Here is a 17621-nt window from a genome sequence, read left to right on the forward strand (position 1 = left end):
TGCCGCAGCCCGCGGAGACGTGGAGGTAGGAGGTGTGGCCGCCGGCCTGGTGCTGGGAGAGGCCCTTGACCCGGCGGGCGTCGAGGTCGCAGTTGGTGACCAGGGCGCCGTAGAAGGGGACGCACAGCTGGCCGCCGTGGGTGTGGCCCGCGAGGATCAGGGGGTAGCGGTCCGCGGTGAAGGCGTCGAGGACGCGCAGATACGGGGCGTGGACCACGGCCAGGGAGAGGTCGGCGCCCGACTCGGGGCCGCCGGCCACCTCGGCGTAGCGGTCGCGCTTGATGTGGGGGTCGTCGAGGCCGGTGAGGGCGATCTCGATGTCCTCCAGCTTCAGCCGGCCGCGGGTGTTCGACAGCCCGACCCAGCCGGCCGCGTCGAAGGCGTCGCGGAGCTCCGTCCACGGGTTGTGGATGGCGCCGACGGCCGGGGGGTTGCCGTTCAGGCCGTGCTTTCCGCTGGCCTTCTCCAAGAGGTAGCGGGCGGGGTTGCGGAGCTTCGGGCCGTAGTAGTCGTTCGAGCCGAAGACATACGCACCGGGGAACTCCATCAGCGGGCCCAGCGCGTCCAGGACCTCCGGCACGCCCTCCGGGTCCGAGAGGTTGTCGCCGGTGTTCACCACGAAGTCGGGGCGCAGGCCGGCCAGGGACTGGAGCCAGCGCTGCTTCTTGCGCTGGCCGCTCACCATGTGGATGTCGGAGACCTGCAGGACGCGCAGGGGGCGCATTCCCCGCGGGAGCACCGGAACGGTGATCCGCTGGAGCCTGAAGGACCGGACTTCGAAGCAGGCGGCGTAGGCGAGGCCGGCCGCGCCGACCGCCGTGATTCCCAGGGGTACTCCGTATCGCGCGCGCATGCCGTCCATGGTCGCAGAACGCCGCCGGGGGAGAAATCTCCGGGTGATTCCCGGCCAGTGCTGGCACACTCGACGCCATGACCACCACGCTCAAGTCCAGGCTGCAGGACGATCTCACCGCGGCGATCAAGGCGCGCGACGAGCTGCGCTCCTCGACTCTCCGGCTCACCATCACCGCGATCACCAAGGAAGAGGTCGCGGGCGAGAGCGCACGTGAGCTGTCCGACGCCGAGGTGGAGAAGATCGTCGCGCGGGAGGCCAAGAAGCGCCGTGAGGCCGCCGAGGCGTTCGAGAAGGGTGGACGCGCCGCGCAGGCCGAGCGGGAGAAGGCGGAGGGCGAGGTGCTCGCCGAGTATCTGCCGAAGCCCCTTACGGACGACGAGCTGAACGCGCTGGTGGCCGATGCGGTGCGGGAGGCCGCGGCGGGCGGCGCGGAGGGGCCGCGGGCCATGGGCGCCGTGATGAAGATCGTGAACCCGAAGATCGCCGGGCGGGCGGAGGGCGGCCGGGTCGCCGCCGCGGTGAAGCGTCAGCTCGCGGGCGGGTAGTCCCCGTCGGGAGGGCGCCCTGTCGCGTTGTGTCATGGGGTGTGTGCACTGCGTGCAGATTGTGCTCCGCCATTGGGTGCACACATAAGAAGTGGGTGCACATATAAGAAGGGGGCCGGACATCTTCGTCCGGCCCCCTTCAGCGCTCCATCACAAGCCACCGCTACCGCGGAAAGTTCCAGCCACCGTTCCCGTTGCCCTTACCGCCATTCCCATTGCCGCCGCCGATCAGGTCCGGGGGCAGGGAGATGTCCGGCCACGGATTGTCCTGGCCGCCGTTGTCGTTGCCCTTGTCGCGGCCCGGCCGGCGGTCGCCCGGCTTCTTGCCGTCGTGGGGCTTGCGCTGGTTCGGGTCCTTGATCTGGACGTTCACGAAGTTCGGCGCCGGCTTGCCGTCGAGCGCGCCGCTCATCGCGTCCTTCCAGATCGGGCCGGGGGTGTCCGCGCCGTAGACCTTGTCGTGGGGGACGCCGCCGATGGTGATGTTCTCCATGTTGACGCCCTTGGGGCCCGGGCCGCCGACCCACACCGCACCGGCCATGTTCGGGGTGTAGCCGACGAACCACGCGGCCCTGCGCTCGTCCGTCGTACCCGTCTTACCGGCGCTCGGGCGGCTCTGGAGCCCGGCCTGCTTGCCGGTGCCGTCCTCGACCACTCCGCGCAGCAGCGTGTTGATGGTGTCCGCGGTCTTCTCCGACATCGCGCGGGAGCACTTCGACTGCGGCACCTTCAGCTTCTTGCCACCGGGGCCGGTGATCGACTCGATGAAGACCGGGGAGCAGTAGACACCGCGGTTGGCGAAGGTCGCGTAGGCGTTGGCCATCGTCAGCGGCGAGAAGCCCTCGGAGCCGAGGGTGAGGGAGGGCACCTGGTTGTGCTCCTGGCCGTCGGCGCGCTTCGCCCCCATCTTGTCGGCCATCTGCGTCACCGGGCAGACCCCGATGTCGCTGATCAGCTGGACGAAGTAGGTGTTGACCGACTTGGCGGTCGCCTCCTTCATCCCGTACGGCCCGACCTCCTTCTCGTTCTCGTTCTCGACCGTCGCGCCCTCGTCGTTGCTCCAGGTGCCCTTGCAGGTGGTGACCGGGCTCGGGTACTTCATCTTGTACGGCGAGGAGTAGCGCTGGTACGGCTTCTTGCCCTGCTCGATGGCGGCCGCCGCGGTGATCGGCTTGAACGTGGAGCCGACCTGGAAGCCGTAGTTCGAGCCGCCCATGGACTTGTCCGCGGACAGGTTGATCTGGGTCTCGTTCTCGCCGAAGCCGTACGGCCTGGACTGGCCCATCCCCAGCACCTTGCCGGTGCCCGGCTCGACCAGCGTCACCGCGGTGGCCACCGGGTCGGACTGGTAGACATGCTTCTTGATCGACTTCTGGACCGACTCCTGGGCCTGCGGGTCGAGCGTGGTGCGGATCGTCAGACCGCCCTGGGTCCAGCGCTTGGCACGCGCCTCCGCCGTCTTGCCGAAGGTCGGGTCGTTGAGCAGGGTCTCGCGGACGTAGTCACAGAAGAACCCGGCGCCCTTGACGGCCGTGATGCAGCCGCTCCTGGGCATGCTGACCTTGAGGCCGAGCGGCTTCTTCTGGGCCGCGGCGGCCTGCGCCGGAGTGATGTCCTTCACCTCGGCCATGCGCCGCAGAACTGTGTCGCGGCGCGCCTTGGCGGACTTCGGGGCGCTGATCGGGTCGTAGCGGCTGGGCGACTGGACGAGACCGGCCAGCAGTGCCGCCTGCTCCAGCTTCAGGTCCTTGGCGGACTTGCTGAAGTAGCGCTGGGAGGCCGCCTCGATGCCGTACGCCTGCTGCCCGAAGAAGGTGATGTTCAGGTAGTTCTCGAGGATCCGCTTCTTGCCCAGTTCCTTCTCGACCTTGATCGCGTACTTCAGTTCCTTGATCTTGCGGCCTATTGACTGCTGAGTGGCCTCGGCGACCTTCTCCTTGTCGTCGCCCGCCTCCTCGACGAACACGTTCTTCACATACTGCTGGGTCAGAGTGGAGGCGCCCTGGGAGACCCCGCCGTCCTGCGCGTTGGTGTTGACCGCGCGCAGCACGCCCTTGAGGTCGACCGCCCCGTGCTCATAGAAGCGGGCGTCCTCGATCGCGACGATCGCCTGCCGCATGTACGAGGAGACGTCGTTCAGCTTCACGATCGTCCGGTCGCGGGAGTAGACCTTCGCGATCTCCCCGCCCTTGGCGTCCAGGATCGTGGTCCGCTGGCTGAGCGGCGGTGTCTTGAGATTGGCCGGAATTCCGTCGAACTCCTCGACCGTTCCCTTGGCCGCCAGGCCGAGCGCCCCGACGGCGGGAAGCGCGAGCCCGGCCATCACGGCACCGGCCAGCGCGCTGACGCCGAGGAACTTGGCGGCCTGTTGAGCGGTGGACAGCCCTCCGCTCGAGCGCGTGTTTCCCATAGGACGCAGCCTACGTCTCGAATCGCCGGACAGGGGACCGGGTGTTCGCATAAGCTGTTTCACGCCAGTCACAGCTGTGTGGCTGAGCCACACCCCCACCCTCACTCAAGTGAGTGATGAGACCTGCCCGGATTGCGGCCCCTGTCCTGAGCTGCCCGCTGTTCGGTGCGTGAACTGCCCTGATTTGCACTAGTAATCGCAAATGTCGCCAGCTCACTCCGTTGGGTGATCTGCCGCGTACCCATAGTCCGTTCGGACCATCCAAGATTGGGCCTGCAGGGGGTGTTGCGCTGTGTCTCGCTTCCGTAACGTCCTCAACTGGCGACGGTGAATATGCCGTTTGTCGCCGTGGGGGAGCTCCGATTCGGGAGAGGACGGCGCCAGCATGGGCTGGGTAACCGACTGGAGTGCGCAGGCCGCCTGCCGCACTACTGATCCAGATGAACTGTTCGTCCAGGGCGCGGCACAGAACAGGGCCAAAGCGGTCTGCACCGGATGCCCGGTGCGCACCGAGTGCCTTGCGGATGCCTTGGACAACCGCGTGGAGTTCGGTGTGTGGGGAGGGATGACCGAGCGCGAGCGGCGAGCACTGCTGCGCCGCCGGCCGACGGTGACCTCCTGGCGCAGGCTCCTGGAGACCGCGCGCATCGAGTACGAGCGCAGCGCGGGGATTCTGCCCTTCGACGACGAGGACTACGAGCGCTTCGCCGCGGTCGGATAGGCCGGACGGCGGTCCGCCGGTGGTCGGCTGACGGCCTGCCGGGCTGACAGCCTGCCGGGCTTGACGGCCTGTCGGGTTGGCCTGGATTGACCTGGGTTGACGCCTGCCGGTGTGAGCGTCTCGCCTCATCATCACCTCACCCACCTCTCGTCTCGGCACGAGTGGGGGTGCGAGTACGGGCGCGCCTCGTCAGGGGCGGGTACGGGTACGCGCACGCCTCCGAGCACGACCGCGGCCAGAGCCGCGGTCGGCCGTGGGGCTGTGGGGGCGCGTGTGACACGGCCTCGGGTGACATGGCCTCCTGCGGCATGGCCTGGTGTGACATGGCTAACAGGTCCTCGTGGGCCGGGGTTTGGTCCGCCGCCTAGGCCATTGGTGCCGCCTTCGGCCACCGGTTACGCCTTCGGCCACCGGTGACTGTGGCCTGCGCGTGTGGGGCGTGGGTCTGCCTCTGCGTGCCGTAGGCCGCCAGCCGGGCAGACGCGTCCGCCGGAACCTGAGGCAAGCCCGAGGCCTCGAAGCCCGATGCCCAGCTATGGGCGCCCGCGCGCCATGCGGTCCATCACCGCTGTCGCTGTGGCCGTTCGCTATGCGTGCTGTCTGTCGTGCTGTCGTGCGTCTCCATCCATGCGCGGGCGGCCGACCGCCCGGCGGGCACCGACTCAGCCCGCCACGCGATTGGTCCGCTCCGGCGGGACCGCGAGGCGTTCACCGATCGCCCGCAGTCCTGCCAAGTCGTGTACGTCGCCAGGGAGTGCGGCCACTTGGGCCACCGGAACCTCGGGGTGGAGCGCCGTGAAGCGGTCGTGTGTGCGCTGCTCGCGTCCGAGCACCTGCATACGCTCCGCGTGCAGCCGAAGCAGTCCCGCGGCGAGCCGCTCCGCCGACGAGTCCGCCGACGTGGGGGAGACGTCGGGGTCCGCTGCCGAGGGGTTCCGCGCTTGAGCATTCCCTGAGGGGGGATCGACAAATCCGCCGTCGGCAAGATTTTCTGCCCCGGCGCCGTTCTTGGCCGGATCGCTTCCCTCCGCCGCGTTCGCGAGCGCATCGTCCGGATCCACGGGGTCGCCCGCCAGGGTCAGGATCTCCGCGGCGGCCAACGCACGTTCCGCCGACAGCTGTTCGGCACCGCTGCCGTGCACCCGGTTCAGCACCAGCCCGGCCAGCGGCATCTGGTCCGCGGCCAGCCGTTCCACGAAGTACGCGGCCTCCCGCAGGGCGTCCCGCTCGGGCGCGGCCACCACGAGGAAGGCCGTACCCGGAGCCTGCAGGAGCCGGTAGGTGGCCTCCGCGCGAGTACGGAATCCGCCGAACATGGTGTCCATCGCGGCAGCAAACGTCTGAACGTCGCGCATCAGCTGCCCGCCGAGCACCTTGCTGACCGTGCCCGTCATCATCGAGACGCCCACGTTCAGGAACTTCATCCCGGCCTTGCCGCCCACCTTGGCCGGGGCCATCAGGACCTTGATGAACTTCCCGTCCAGGAAGGAGCCGAGACGTTTCGGCGCGTCCAGGAAATCCAGTGCCGACCGGCTGGGCGGGGTGTCGACGACGATCAGGTCCCATTCGTCGCGGGCCCGGAGCTGGCCGAGCTTCTCCATGGCCATGTACTCCTGCGTGCCCGCGAAACCGGCCGAGAGCGACTGGTAGAAGGGGTTCGCGAGGATCGCCCGGGCGCGCTCGGGGTCGGCGTGCGCCTCGACGAACTCGTCGAACGTCCGCTTCATGTCGAGCATCATGGCGTGCAGTTCGCCGCCGTTCCCGCCGCCGATGCCCTCCACCCGGCGCGGGATGTTGTCCAGCGCGTCGATACCCATGGACTGGGCGAGCCGGCGGGCCGGGTCGATGGTGAGGACGACGACCTTACGGCCGCGCTCGGCGGCCCGTACGCCCAGGGCGGCGGCGGTGGTGGTCTTACCGACGCCACCGGAGCCGCAGCACACCACGATGCGGGTCTGCGGATCGTCCAGCAGGACGTCGGTGTCCAGCCGGGGTGCCACGTCCATGCTCATGCCGCCTCCTGCGTACGACTCGTTGTCCGTGGCGCCCTTACGGTGGGCGCCGCTCACGTCGGCCACTGCTTGCGCAGATCCGCCGCGAGCCGGTACAGCCCGGCCAGATCGATGCCGTCGGTGAGCAGCTCCAACTCGTGCAGCGGCAGACCCAGCCCGGTCAGCTCGGCGCGCTGCGCCCGCTCCAGCGCCACCCGCTCGGCGTGCTCGCGCGCCTGCTCCAGCAGCGGGTCGACCAGCCGCTCGGCCATGCCGCCGCGGCGCGCACCGCCCAGGCCCGCCTGGGAGAGCGCCTTGGCGACGGCCGTGCGCTGCCCGTTGGCGGCCACCTCGACGGCCTCGTGGTCGAGGATCGCGGGCCGCACCATGTTGATGATGACCCCGCCCGTCGGAAGGCCGTCGGCGTGCAGCTCGGCGATGCCGTCCGCGGTCTCCTGGACCGGCATCTCCTCCAGCAGGGTCACCATGTGGACCGCGGTCTGGGGGGACTTCAGGACGCGCATCACGGCCTGGGCCTGATTGTGTATCGGGCCGGTCCTGGCCAGCCCGGCCACCTCGTGGTTGACGTTCAGGAAGCGGGTGATGCGGCCGGTGGGCGGCGCGTCCATGACCACGGAGTCGTAGACGAAGCCGCCGTCCTTGCCCTTACGGCGCACCGCCTCGCACGCCTTGCCGGTCAGCAGGACGTCGCGCAGCCCCGGAGCGATGGTGGTCGCGAAGTCGATCGCGCCGAGCTTCTTGAGGGCGCGTCCGGCCGAGCCCAGCTTGTAGAACATATGGAGGTAGTCCAGAAGTGCGAACTCCGGATCGATCGCCAGGGCGTGCACCTCCCCGCCGCCCGGCGCGGTGGCGATCTTCCGCTCCTCGTAGGGCAGCGGCTCCGTCTCGAAGAGTTGCGCGATGCCCTGACGGCCCTCGACCTCCACCAGCAGGGTGCGCCTGCCATCGGCCGCGAGGGCCAGCGCGAGTGCGGCGGCGACCGTGGTCTTGCCGGTTCCGCCCTTGCCACTGATGACATGGAGCCTGCTCACACTGGGGAGCCTAACCAGTCCCCCCTCGCCCTACGCACCAGGGCCCGGCGGAGAGGCATTACAGTCGGCCCCATGACCAAGTGGGAATACGCGACCGTACCGCTGCTCGTGCACGCCACGAAGCAGATTCTGGACACCTGGGGTGAGGACGGCTGGGAGCTGGTCCAGGTGGTCCCCGGCCCGAACCCGGAGCAGCTGGTGGCCTATCTGAAGCGGGAGAAGGGCTGATGGCGGGCGGCACCGTCGAGGGCAGGCTCGCCGGGCTCGGCCTGACGCTGCCCGCGGTCGCGGCGCCCCTGGCCTCCTATGTGCCCGCGCTCCGCACCGGCCCGTACGTCTACACCTCGGGTCAGCTGCCGCTGGTCGAGGGGAAGCTGGGCGTGACCGGCAAGGTCGGCGCCGAGGTCACCCCCGAGGAGGCCAAGGACCTGGCGCGCATCTGTGCGCTGAACGCGCTGGCCGCCGTGAAGTCGGTCGTCGGCGACCTCGACCGGATCGTGCGGGTCGTGAAGGTCGTCGGCTTCGTCGCCTCCGCGCCGGACTTCACCGGCCAGCCGGGTGTCATCAACGGCGCGAGCGAGCTGCTGGGCGAGGCCCTGGGCGACGCGGGCGTGCACGCGCGCAGCGCGGTGGGCGTGGCGGTGCTGCCCCTGGACGCGCCGGTCGAGGTCGAGATCCAGGTCGAGGTCGCGGACTAGCGGGCGCCGGGATCGCGGACGGACGGCCGGCGGTCCCGTGGACGGTCCTACTGGCGGTCCCGTGGACGGTCCTACTGGCGGGCCGGTGGGCGCACGCGCAGGCGTACGTGGACGCGGACCGGTGTGACGGCCGGTGCGCGGACCGGCCCCGGCGTGGCGCCGCGAGGGCCACTCGAACATCAGCCCGTAAGCGCATAGCATCCGGCCATGTCCACTACGAATGGCCAGTGGTACCCACCCGAGTGGCCAGAGCGGATCCGGCTCCTGTCGGCCGGTGAGCTCACACCGGTGACACCGCGCCGGGCCGCCACCGTCCTGCTGCTGCGGGACGGACCGTGCGGAACGGCCGGGCAGGACGCACCACAGGACGCTCAGGGCGGGGACGGGGAGCACACACCGGACGAGTTCGACGCGGCGGAGCAGCCCGACGCGGCGCGGGAGTCCGCGGGGGCGCCAGAGCCCGCAGAGGCCGCGGAAGGCCCTGAAACGCCCCCAGAGGGCCTGCCGGACGCGGCGGGAGGGGCCGCCGGTCCCGCCGTCTACATGCTGCGCAGACGCGCCTCCATGGCCTTCGCCGGAGGCGCGTACGCCTATCCGGGCGGTTCCGTGGACCCGCGCGACGAGCGGATGGTCACCTGGGCCGGTCCCTCGCGGGCCCAGTGGGCGCGGCGGCTGGGCCTGGACCCGAGCGAGGGAACACAGGCGCAGGCCATCGTGTGCGCGGCGGTCCGCGAGACCTTCGAGGAGGCGGGGGTGCTGCTCGCGGGCCCGACGCCGCACACCGTGGTCGCGGACACGACGGGGGACGACTGGGAGGCGGACCGCGCGGCGCTGGTCGCCCGGGACCTGTCCTTCGCGGAGTTCCTGGACCGCCGGGGGCTCGTACTCCGCTCGGACCTGCTGAGCTGCTGGGCGCGCTGGATCACCCCGGAGTTCGAACCGCGCCGCTACGACACCTGGTTCTTCGTGGCTGCGCTGCCGCGGGGGCAGCGCACCCGTAATGCCTCCACGGAGGCGGACCGGACCGTCTGGATCCGTCCGGGTGACGCGGCCGACGGCTACGACCGGGGCGAGCTGCTGATGATGCCGCCCACGATCGCGACGCTGCGCCAGCTCGCGGCCTACGACTCGGTCGCCGACGCGCTGGCCGCCGCGACGGACCGGGATCTGACGCCGGTCCTGGCCCGGGCGCGGTTGGAGAACGGGGAACTGGTGCTGAGCTGGCCGGGCCATGATGAGTTCACCAAGCACATCCCGGGAGCCACGGGGGGACCTTCCGCATGACGTACGCATCCGCTCTGCCCGGCCAGCCGCGCGGGGGCACCATCGGCGGCCCGGCCACCGACCGGGCCGTCTGCGTCCTGGCGCCGAACGCCTCGCCCATGACCCTGGACGGTACCAACACCTGGATCGTCGCCGAGCCCGACTCCGACCTCGCCGTCGTCATCGACCCCGGGCCGCTGGACGACGCCCACCTCAAGGAGGTCATCGCGACCGCCGAGCGGGCGGGCAGGCGGATTGCGCTGACGCTGCTCACTCATGGCCACCCGGACCACGCGGAGGGCGCGGCGCGCTTCGCGGAGCTGACGCGGACGTCCGTAAGGGCGCTGGATCCGGCGCTGCGGCTGGGGGACGAGGGGCTGGAGCTGGGCGACGTCATAACCATCGGCGGTCTGGAGCTTCGGGTGGTGCCCACGCCCGGCCACACCGCCGACTCGCTGTCCTTCCACCTTCCGGCCGATGGCGCGGTCCTTACGGGCGACACGGTGCTCGGGCGGGGCACGACCGTCGTCGCGCATCCGGACGGGCGGCTCGGCGACTATCTGGACTCGCTGCGGCGGCTGCGCTCGCTGACGGTGGACGACGGGGTGGACACCGTCCTGCCGGGCCACGGACCGGTGCTGAACGACGCCCGGGGCGCCGTGGAGTACTACCTCGCGCATCGCGCCAACCGGCTCGCGCAGGTGGAGACGGCGGTCGAGGACGGCCATGGGACGCCCTCGGAGGTCGTGGCGCATGTGTACGCGGACGTAGACCGGTCCCTGTGGCCGGCGGCGGAGCTGTCGGTCCGGGCCCAGCTGGACTATCTGCGCGAGCACGGGCTGATCTGACCGCGCGACCACGGGCTGATCTGAGACCGGCGCTTCCCGGAGCCTTGTGGGCCCGCGGCCTTATGGGCCCGCGGCCTGTGGGACCGGCCGTTCATGAGCGCCGTAAGGGGCCCGCCGGAATCCGGCGGGCCCCTTACGTTCGGTCTTCGTGTTCCGTCCGGCGTCAGCGGGAGCGCTTGGCCAGCCGCTCGACGTCCAGCAGGATCACCGCGCGCGCCTCCAGCCGCAGCCAGCCGCGGCCCGCGAAGTCGGCGAGCGCCTTGTTGACGGTCTCGCGGGAGGCGCCGACCAGCTGGGCCAGCTCCTCCTGGGTCAGGTCGTGGACGACGTGGATGCCTTCTTCCGACTGCACGCCGAAGCGGCGTGACAGGTCCAGCAGGGCCCTGGCGACCCGGCCCGGAACGTCGGAGAAGACCAGGTCGGACATCTGGTCGTTGGTCTTGCGCAAGCGCCGGGCGACCGCGCGCAGCAGCGCGGAGGCGACCTCGGGCCGGGCGTTCAGCCACGGCTGGAGATCGCCGTGGCCGAGGCCGAGCAGCTTGACCTCGGTGAGGGCGGTGGCGGTGGCGGTGCGCGGGCCCGGGTCGAAAAGCGACAGCTCGCCGATCAGCTCGCCGGGGCCGAGCACGGCCAGCATGTTCTCGCGGCCGTCGGGAGAGGTGCGGTGGAGCTTCACCTTGCCCTCGGTGACCACGTACAGGCGATCGCCGGGGTCCCCTTCGTGGAAGAGCGCGTCACCCCGCGCGAGGGTGACCTCTCCCATGGAGGCGCGCAGCTCAGCGGCCTGCTCGTCATCGAGCGCCGCGAAGAGCGGGGCGCGCCGCAGAACGTCGTCCACGAGTCTCTCCTTGTCGACATGCACAGGGGACCGACGTCCCCATGATGCCGGACGGTAAAACAGTGCGATCAATCACAAGTTTGACGCACTGGCCTGCCGAGCTGTGCGGCAGGGGTCCGATTGGGGGCCTCTTCGCGGTGGCCGGGCCGGATGTCAGTGTGTGGGCTTAGGCTGGCCGGGTGTCCAATACGCCGGTGAGAGCACAGGGCAAGGGGGCCGGACGGGTGACCGCACCTCGTAATTCCGCTGTGGGCGAACAAGAATCCGCCGACTCGGCGGAAGCCTCGAAACCGCATAAATCGGCCAAGGGCTCGAAGGGCGCCCGTCCCGAGTCCCGGCTCGCCCTCGTCCGCCGCGCCCGGCGCATCAACCGCGAGCTCGCCGAGGTGTATCCGTACGCCCATCCCGAGCTGGACTTCGAGAACTCGTTCCAGCTGCTGGTGGCCACGGTGCTCTCGGCCCAGACCACCGATCTGCGGGTCAACCAGACCACTCCCGCGCTCTTCGCCGCCTATCCGACGCCCGAGGACATGGCCGCCGCCGACCCGGAGGCCCTGGAGCAGCTGATCCGGCCCACCGGCTTCTTCCGCGCCAAGGCCAAATCGCTGCTCGGCCTGTCCGCCGCCCTCCGCGACCGCTTCGGCGGCGAGGTCCCGGGCCGGCTCGAGGACCTGGTCACCCTGCCCGGTGTCGGCCGTAAGACGGCCAATGTGGTGCTCGGCAATGCCTTCGGGGTGCCGGGCCTGACCGTGGACACCCACTTCGGGCGGCTGGTGCGGCGCTGGAAGTGGACCGCCCAGGAGGACCCCGAGAAGGTCGAGGCGGAGATCGCCGCGCTCTTCCCCAAGAGCGAGTGGACGATGCTCTCGCACCGCATCATCTTCCACGGCCGCCGCGTCTGCCACGCCCGTAAGCCCGCGTGCGGCGCCTGCCCGATCGCCCCGCTCTGCCCGGCGTACGGGGAGGGCGAGACCGACCCGGACAAGGCGAAGAAGCTGCTGAAGTACGAGATGGGCGGCCAGCCGGGCCAGCGCCTGCGCCCGCCGTCCGACTACCCCGGCCGTCCCGCCGCCCCCCTGGGAGCCGCCGAGTGACGAGCACCTACGGGGATGTGGAGGTCAGCGCCCAGGGGCTGCCGGAGTGGCTGCTCCCGGTGGCCCGGCTGGCCGAGACGATCGAGCCGCGCCAGCTGAGCCGGTTTCTGCCGCCCGCGCAGGGCGGAGGCCGCCCCTCCGCCGTGCTGGTGCTGTTCGGCGAGGGCCCCGGCGGCCCGGAGCTGCTGCTCATGGAGCGTTCCGGCTCGCTGCGCTCGCACGCCGGCCAGCCCTCCTTCCCCGGCGGTGCCCTCGACCCGGAGGACGGTGATCCGGAGGAGGAGGGTCCGCTGCGCGCGGCGCTGCGCGAGGCCGAGGAGGAGACCGGGCTCGACCCCTCGGGGGTCCAGGTCTTCGCGGTGCTGCCGCGGCTCTACATCCCGGTGAGCGGCTTCGTCGTCACCCCGGTGCTGGGCTGGTGGCGCCGGCCCACCCCGGTCGGGCCGGTGGACCCGGCCGAGACGGCCCGGGTCTTCACGGTTCCCGTGGCGGATCTCACGGACCCGGCGAACCGGGCCACCACCGTCCACCCCAGCGGCCACCGGGGGCCCGCCTTCCTGGTGGGATCCGCTCTGGTCTGGGGTTTCACCGCCGGAGTGATCGATCGCATCCTGCATTACGCGGGGTGGGAGCGACCGTGGGACCGAGCCAAGCGCGTCCCACTCGACTGGCGCGCGTGAGACGGTGTTCCGGTGAATGTGCTGGACATCCTGCTGCTGCTCGCCGCCGTGTGGTTCGCGATCGTCGGCTACCGCCAGGGTTTCGTCGTCGGCGTGCTGTCGGTGACGGGGTTCATCGGAGGTGGGTTGATCGCGATCTATCTGCTCCCCCTCATATGGGACGGCACCACCGACGACAAGGCATCCCCCGGCACCGTCGGTGCCGTGGTGGCGATCGTCCTGGTGATCGTGTGCGCCTCGGTCGGCCAGGCGGCCACCACCCACCTGGGGAACAAGCTGCGGCGGTACATCACCTGGTCACCGGCGCGCGCTCTGGACGCGACCGGCGGCGCGCTGGTGAACGTCCTGGCGATGCTGCTGGTGGCCTGGCTGATCGGCTCCCTGGTGGCCCAGACCTCGCTCCCCACCCTGGGCCGGGAGGTCCGCGACTCCAAGGTGCTGCTCGGGGTGTCCCGCGTCGTTCCCGACGAGGCGAACACCTGGTTCACCGACTTCTCGTCCGTGCTCGCGCAGAACGGCTTCCCGCAGGTCTTCTCGCCCTTCGCCAACGAGCCGATCACCTCGGTGCCGCAGCCCGACCCCGCGCTCGCCCAGTCGCCGGTGGCCACGCGGGCGCAGGAGAGCATCGTCAAGGTCGTCGGCACCGCTCCCAGCTGCGGCAAGGTCCTCGAGGGCAGCGGCTTCGTCTTCGCCCCGAACCGGGTCATGACCAACGCCCACGTCGTCGGCGGCGTCAGCGACCCGACCGTGCAGATAGGCGGCGAGGGCCGGCTCTACGACGCCAAGGTCGTGCTCTACGACTGGAAGCGCGATATCGCGGTCCTCGATGTGCCCTCGCTGCAGGCCCCGGCGCTGCAGTTCGCGCAGGACGACGCGCGCACCGGTGATGGCGCGATCGTCGCCGGCTTCCCGGAGAACGGCGCCTTCGATGTGCGCGCGGCCCGCGTCCGTGGCCGTATCGAGGCCAATGGCCCCGACATCTACCGACGCTCCACCGTGCACCGTGATGTGTACTCGCTGTACGCGACGGTGCGGCAGGGCAACTCCGGCGGTCCGCTGCTCACCCCGCAGGGGCGGGTGTACGGCGTGGTCTTCGCCAAGTCCCTCGACGACGCCAACACCGGATACGCGCTGACGGCGGACGAGGTGAGCGAGGACATCCAGAAGGGGCGCACGGCCGGCCAGCCGGTGGACAGCCAGGGGTGTGCCCTCTAGTTTCCGATGTCGCCGTGGCCCCGGGCCGCGCCCGAGATACTGCTAGCGGCTGCGTGGATGGCGCAGTCGCGCCGAGACCCACCGGGCCCGGCGGCGGATGATGCGGGGAATCCCGATGTTCGGGTCATGGCCTTGGGTAGGCTCGGAGCCGCCCCGCTCGGAAACACTCAGCGCGGCATTGGCAGTAGCGGCGGCCTCGGGGCCGCGGCTGTTTGGTGCGTCACGGTAGTCGTGCGTCCAGCCCATACCTCGGTGTGTGCCCCTGACCCAAGGTCCGTAATCGCCGCTGGCTGCGGCAATTGGCCTATGCTCCAGGCAATTGGCTGTTCGAAAAACAGATGTTCGCCCGCGCGTGGGCGCGTGGTCGGAATGCGTACGTCCGATGACGCTCAGCGGTCGGGTTCGGGGTCCTTCAGCCAGTTGATCAGCTCGGTGGTGAAGGCCCGGGGGTCCTCCTCGTGCGGGAAGTGGCCGAGCCCGTCGAAGAGCCGCCAGCGGTAGGGGGCCTCGACATACTCACCGGAGCCCGCCGCGCTGCGGGTGCGCATCACCGGGTCGAGTGACCCGTGCAGATGCAGGGTCGGCACCCGCACCGGCCGCTTCATCCGCCGGTTGAACTGGAAGCCGTCCGGCCGTGCCAGTGACCGCACCATCCAGCGGTACGGCTCGATCGAGCAGTGCGCGGTCGAGGGGATGCACATCGCCCGCCGGTAGACCTCCACGGCCGCGTCCTCGGGCAGCCGCGGTCCGGACCAGTCCCGGAGCAGCCGCCCGACGGCCGCCGCGTCGTCCGCGACCAGCTGGCGCTCGGGCAGCCAGGGCCGCTGGAAGCCCCAGACATGGGAGCTGGCGGCGCTCTGCTTGACGTCCGCGACCATCGCCGAGCGCCAGCGGCGGGGATGGGGCATCGAGGCCACCGCGAGCCGCCGCACCAGCTTCGGCCGCATCACAGCGGCCGTCCACGCCAGGTATCCGCCCAGGTCATGGCCGACGAGCGCGGCGTCCGGCTCGCCCAGCGAGCGGATCACACCGGTGATGTCGAGGGCGAGGTTGGCCGGGTCGTAACCCCGCGGCGTACGGTCGCTGCCGCCCACCCCGCGCAGATCCATCGCGACCGCGCGGTAGCCGGCGTCGGCGAGCGCGGGCAGCTGGTGCCGCCAGGTCCACCAGAACTGCGGAAAGCCGTGCAACAGCAGCACCAGCGGGCCGTCACCCAGCTCGGCGATGTGGAAACGCGCGCCGTTGGCCGCGACATCCCGGTGGGTCCAGGGGCCGTCGAGCCGTACGACCGACGCGGAGGTATCAGGGACGGTCATGCCGACGAGCGTGTCACATCCCGCGCCGGGCGTCCGCCATTGCTCCCGGCACGCGGATGCGGCTTGACGCTCCCCAGTACGGCGGCCGTCTCCTTGGACGAGGAGATCGACCGCTTCGGCGCCTTGACCTTCTTGAACTTCAGCAGCGCCAGCAGACCCAGGATCCCGGCGAACAGCCAGTAGATCCCGCCCACGATCAGGAAGCACCAGGCGAGGCCGAGGCCGGTCCACGAGCGCATGCCGTAGGCGAGGGCGAAACTCAGCACCGGCAGCGAGAACAGCAGCAGCACCCCGGCCACCATCCCCGCGCCGCTGCCGACCGCGGCCTTCTTGGCCCCCACCCGGAGCTCGGCCTTGGCCAGCGCGATCTCGTCGTGCACCAGCGCCGACAGCTCGGTGGTCGCCGTCGCCACCAGCTGGCCGAGGCTGCGGTTGCCGCCGTCGTCGGCTGCGCTCATCGCCATCTCCCTCTGCTCTTGTGCGTCTTACCGCTCGTGTCTTGTGCGTGTTGTGCTCGTGCTGCGTCGTCAGTGCTTGGTACGTCGTGCGTGCTTGTTACGTCGTCAGTGCTTGCTACGTCTTCTGCGCATTTCTGCGGGTGTCAAGCCTCTCAGATCATGCCGGACCATCGTCGCCGGAGTCGTTCGCGGCAGCCACCTCGGCAAGCCGCCGGTGTTCGGCGGCCTTTGCCTCGTGAATGGCGGCCATCCGCAGGTGGTACGCGGGGCTGTCGAGCTCATAGATATCCGGGATGCCGTCCATGTCCTCGTCCCGCTCCTCCTCCTGACACAGCCGCTGGTACTTGGTGTTGCGCAGTTTGAGGAGGATCCCGGCGAACAGGGCGGCGGTCAGCGAGCCGATGAGGACCGCCGCCTTGACCTCCTCGGCGAGCGTGGGATCGCCGGGGAAGGCGAGTTCGCCGATGAGGAGGGAGACGGTGAAGCCGATTCCGGCGAGGGCGGCCACGGCGAAGACATCGGCCCAGGCCAGCTCTTCGTTCAGCTCGGCCCTGGTGAAGCGGGCGGCGCACCAGGAGCCGCCGAAGACGCCGACTGCCTTGCCCACGACGAGGCCGAGGACGACGCCGAGGGTCTCCGGGCGGGTGAAGACATCCGCCACGGCGCCGCCGGAGAGCGGCACCCCGGCCGCGAACAGGGCGAACAGCGGCACCGCCACACCCGCCGACACCGGGCGCACCCGGTGCTCGACGCGCTCGGCGGGGGAGTGCTCCTCACCCTCCCGTACGGTGCAGCGCAGCATCAGGCCCATCGCGACGCCGGCGATGGTGGCATGCACACCGCTGGCGTGCATCAGCGCCCAGATCACCACGGCGAGCGGGAGGTATATCCAGGCCGTCCGGACGCCCTTGCGGTGCAGCAGCCAGAAGAGGGCGAGCGCGGCGACCGACAGGATCAGGGCGACGAAGTTGATGTGCTGGGTGAAGAAGATCGCGATGATGAGGATCGCGCCGAGGTCGTCGACGACCGCGAGGGTGAGCAGGAAGGCGCGCAGCGCGGCGGGCAGCGCGGTGCCGATCACGGCAAGGACGGCGAGCGCGAAGGCGATATCGGTGGCGGTCGGCACGGCCCAGCCCTTGAGGCTGCCGCCGCCGCTCGCGCTGACGATGACATAGACGAGCGCGGGCACGGCCATGCCGCAGACGGCGGCGATCACGGGCAGCGCGGCGGCCTTGGGGTCGCGCAGCTCCCCCGCGACCAGCTCGCGCTTGAGCTCGATACCGGCGACGAAGAAGAAGATCGTCAGCAGGCCGTCGGCGGCCCAGGAGGCGACCGAGAGATGCAGATGCAGCGCCTGGGGGCCGAAGGAGAAGTCCCTGATGTCGCCGTAGACGCCGCTGAGGGGGGTGTTGGCGAGGATCAGCGCCACGATGGCGGCCACCAGGAGGATCACACCGCCGACGGTCTCGGTGCGCAGCGCGTCGATGACGAACGTCCGCTCGGACAGCGACAGGCGTCCGAGAAACTTGCGGCTGGTGGGCGCGGCCACGGGCGGGCCTCCTGGGTGGGTCGAGGTGCGGATACACGTGTGGCGTATGCCGACCAGACTTCCCGGCGCTCCTGTCCATCATCTTGT

At 70.5% G+C, this 17621-nt stretch carries 18 protein-coding genes; 9 read left to right on the forward strand and 9 right to left on the reverse strand.

Going from position 1 to position 17621, the window contains the following annotated elements:
- The coding region (locus tag GWI24_RS09215) for a metallophosphoesterase (protein WP_210945398.1) at window positions 1-853 on the reverse strand (853 nt) is incomplete at its 3' end.
- Window positions 854-930: 77 nt separating this feature from the next.
- On the opposite strand from GWI24_RS09215, the gene GWI24_RS09220 reads away from it, so the two are divergent.
- A complete protein-coding gene (locus GWI24_RS09220; RefSeq protein ID WP_138914942.1) occupies window positions 931-1401 on the forward strand; it encodes a GatB/YqeY domain-containing protein in 471 nt (156 codons plus the stop codon).
- A gap of 163 nt (window positions 1402-1564) precedes the next feature.
- Here the strand turns inward: GWI24_RS09220 and GWI24_RS09225 are convergent, their stop codons facing one another.
- A complete protein-coding gene (locus tag GWI24_RS09225; protein WP_210945399.1) occupies window positions 1565-3811 on the reverse strand; it encodes a transglycosylase domain-containing protein in 2247 nt (748 codons plus the stop codon).
- A gap of 385 nt (window positions 3812-4196) precedes the next feature.
- Here GWI24_RS09225 and GWI24_RS09230 point away from each other — a divergent pair, with 385 nt between their 5' ends.
- Window positions 4197-4532, forward strand: a complete 336-nt coding sequence (locus GWI24_RS09230; protein WP_020870211.1) for a WhiB family transcriptional regulator — start codon at window positions 4197-4199, stop codon at window positions 4530-4532.
- Window positions 4533-5194: 662 nt separating this feature from the next.
- Here GWI24_RS09230 and GWI24_RS09235 read toward each other — a convergent pair.
- Entirely contained in the window at window positions 5195-6544 is a 1350-nt protein-coding gene (locus tag GWI24_RS09235) for an ArsA family ATPase (RefSeq protein WP_210945421.1), read from the reverse strand.
- Window positions 6545-6597: 53 nt separating this feature from the next.
- Complete coding sequence (locus tag GWI24_RS09240; protein WP_210945400.1) at window positions 6598-7575, reverse strand: ArsA-related P-loop ATPase; 978 nt, start codon at window positions 7573-7575, stop codon at window positions 6598-6600.
- 72 nt (window positions 7576-7647) lie between these two features.
- On the opposite strand from GWI24_RS09240, the gene GWI24_RS09245 reads away from it, so the two are divergent.
- The 4 genes from GWI24_RS09245 to GWI24_RS09260 all read left to right on the forward strand — a co-directional run bounded on the left by GWI24_RS09245 (window position 7648) and on the right by GWI24_RS09260 (window position 10384).
- Window positions 7648-7803: a DUF4177 domain-containing protein gene (locus GWI24_RS09245; protein WP_020870215.1), complete on the forward strand. Its 156-nt coding sequence runs from the start codon at window positions 7648-7650 to the stop codon at window positions 7801-7803.
- The gene (locus GWI24_RS09250; RefSeq protein WP_044573073.1) at window positions 7803-8273 is read left to right on the forward strand and encodes a RidA family protein; all 471 of its coding nucleotides are present in this window, start codon (window positions 7803-7805) and stop codon (window positions 8271-8273) included. The genes GWI24_RS09245 and GWI24_RS09250 overlap by 1 nt, the downstream gene beginning before the upstream one ends.
- Window positions 8274-8480: 207 nt before the next feature.
- Window positions 8481-9557 (forward strand): NUDIX hydrolase, encoded by a 1077-nt coding sequence (locus GWI24_RS09255; protein ID WP_210945401.1) that lies wholly within the window; start codon window positions 8481-8483, stop codon window positions 9555-9557.
- On the forward strand, window positions 9554-10384 hold the full coding sequence (locus tag GWI24_RS09260) for an MBL fold metallo-hydrolase (protein ID WP_210945402.1): 831 nt from the start codon (window positions 9554-9556) through the stop codon (window positions 10382-10384). Before GWI24_RS09255 ends, GWI24_RS09260 begins: the two co-directional genes overlap by 4 nt.
- A 163-nt stretch (window positions 10385-10547) precedes the next feature.
- On the opposite strand, the gene GWI24_RS09265 is transcribed toward GWI24_RS09260, so the two are convergent.
- Window positions 10548-11222 carry a Crp/Fnr family transcriptional regulator gene (locus tag GWI24_RS09265; protein WP_014061749.1) on the reverse strand — a complete coding sequence of 225 codons (675 nt, stop codon included), beginning with the start codon at window positions 11220-11222 and terminating at the stop codon, window positions 10548-10550.
- 248 nt (window positions 11223-11470) lie between these two features.
- Between GWI24_RS09265 and nth the strand changes: the two genes are divergently transcribed.
- The 3 genes from nth to GWI24_RS09280 are packed head-to-tail and all read left to right on the forward strand — an operon-like array spanning window position 11471 to window position 14211.
- Window positions 11471-12316: an endonuclease III gene (gene nth / locus GWI24_RS09270; protein WP_374103285.1), complete on the forward strand. Its 846-nt coding sequence runs from the start codon at window positions 11471-11473 to the stop codon at window positions 12314-12316.
- The gene (locus tag GWI24_RS09275) at window positions 12313-12996 is read left to right on the forward strand and encodes a CoA pyrophosphatase (protein ID WP_198275995.1); all 684 of its coding nucleotides are present in this window, start codon (window positions 12313-12315) and stop codon (window positions 12994-12996) included. The genes nth and GWI24_RS09275 overlap by 4 nt, the downstream gene beginning before the upstream one ends.
- A 12-nt stretch (window positions 12997-13008) precedes the next feature.
- Window positions 13009-14211, forward strand: a complete 1203-nt coding sequence (locus GWI24_RS09280; protein ID WP_210945404.1) for a MarP family serine protease — start codon at window positions 13009-13011, stop codon at window positions 14209-14211.
- 42 nt (window positions 14212-14253) lie between these two features.
- On the opposite strand, the gene GWI24_RS45010 is transcribed toward GWI24_RS09280, so the two are convergent.
- The 4 genes from GWI24_RS45010 to nhaA all read right to left on the reverse strand — a co-directional run bounded on the left by GWI24_RS45010 (window position 14254) and on the right by nhaA (window position 17534).
- Window positions 14254-14457, reverse strand: coding sequence for a hypothetical protein (locus tag GWI24_RS45010; RefSeq protein WP_247616107.1), 204 nt, complete (start codon window positions 14455-14457; stop codon window positions 14254-14256).
- 143 nt (window positions 14458-14600) lie between these two features.
- Window positions 14601-15527 (reverse strand): alpha/beta fold hydrolase, encoded by a 927-nt coding sequence (locus GWI24_RS09285; RefSeq protein WP_210945405.1) that lies wholly within the window; start codon window positions 15525-15527, stop codon window positions 14601-14603.
- A complete protein-coding gene (locus tag GWI24_RS09290; RefSeq protein WP_210945406.1) occupies window positions 15524-15985 on the reverse strand; it encodes a phage holin family protein in 462 nt (153 codons plus the stop codon). The genes GWI24_RS09285 and GWI24_RS09290 overlap by 4 nt, the downstream gene beginning before the upstream one ends.
- Window positions 15986-16142: 157 nt before the next feature.
- Window positions 16143-17534, reverse strand: a complete 1392-nt coding sequence (gene nhaA, locus GWI24_RS09295; protein ID WP_210945407.1) for a Na+/H+ antiporter NhaA — start codon at window positions 17532-17534, stop codon at window positions 16143-16145.
- Window positions 17535-17621 lie beyond the last annotated feature (87 nt).

The sequence above is a fragment of the Streptomyces sp. MK37H genome (genome assembly GCF_018035285.1).
Classification (GTDB): Bacteria; Actinomycetota; Actinomycetes; order Streptomycetales; family Streptomycetaceae; genus Streptomyces; species Streptomyces endocoffeicus.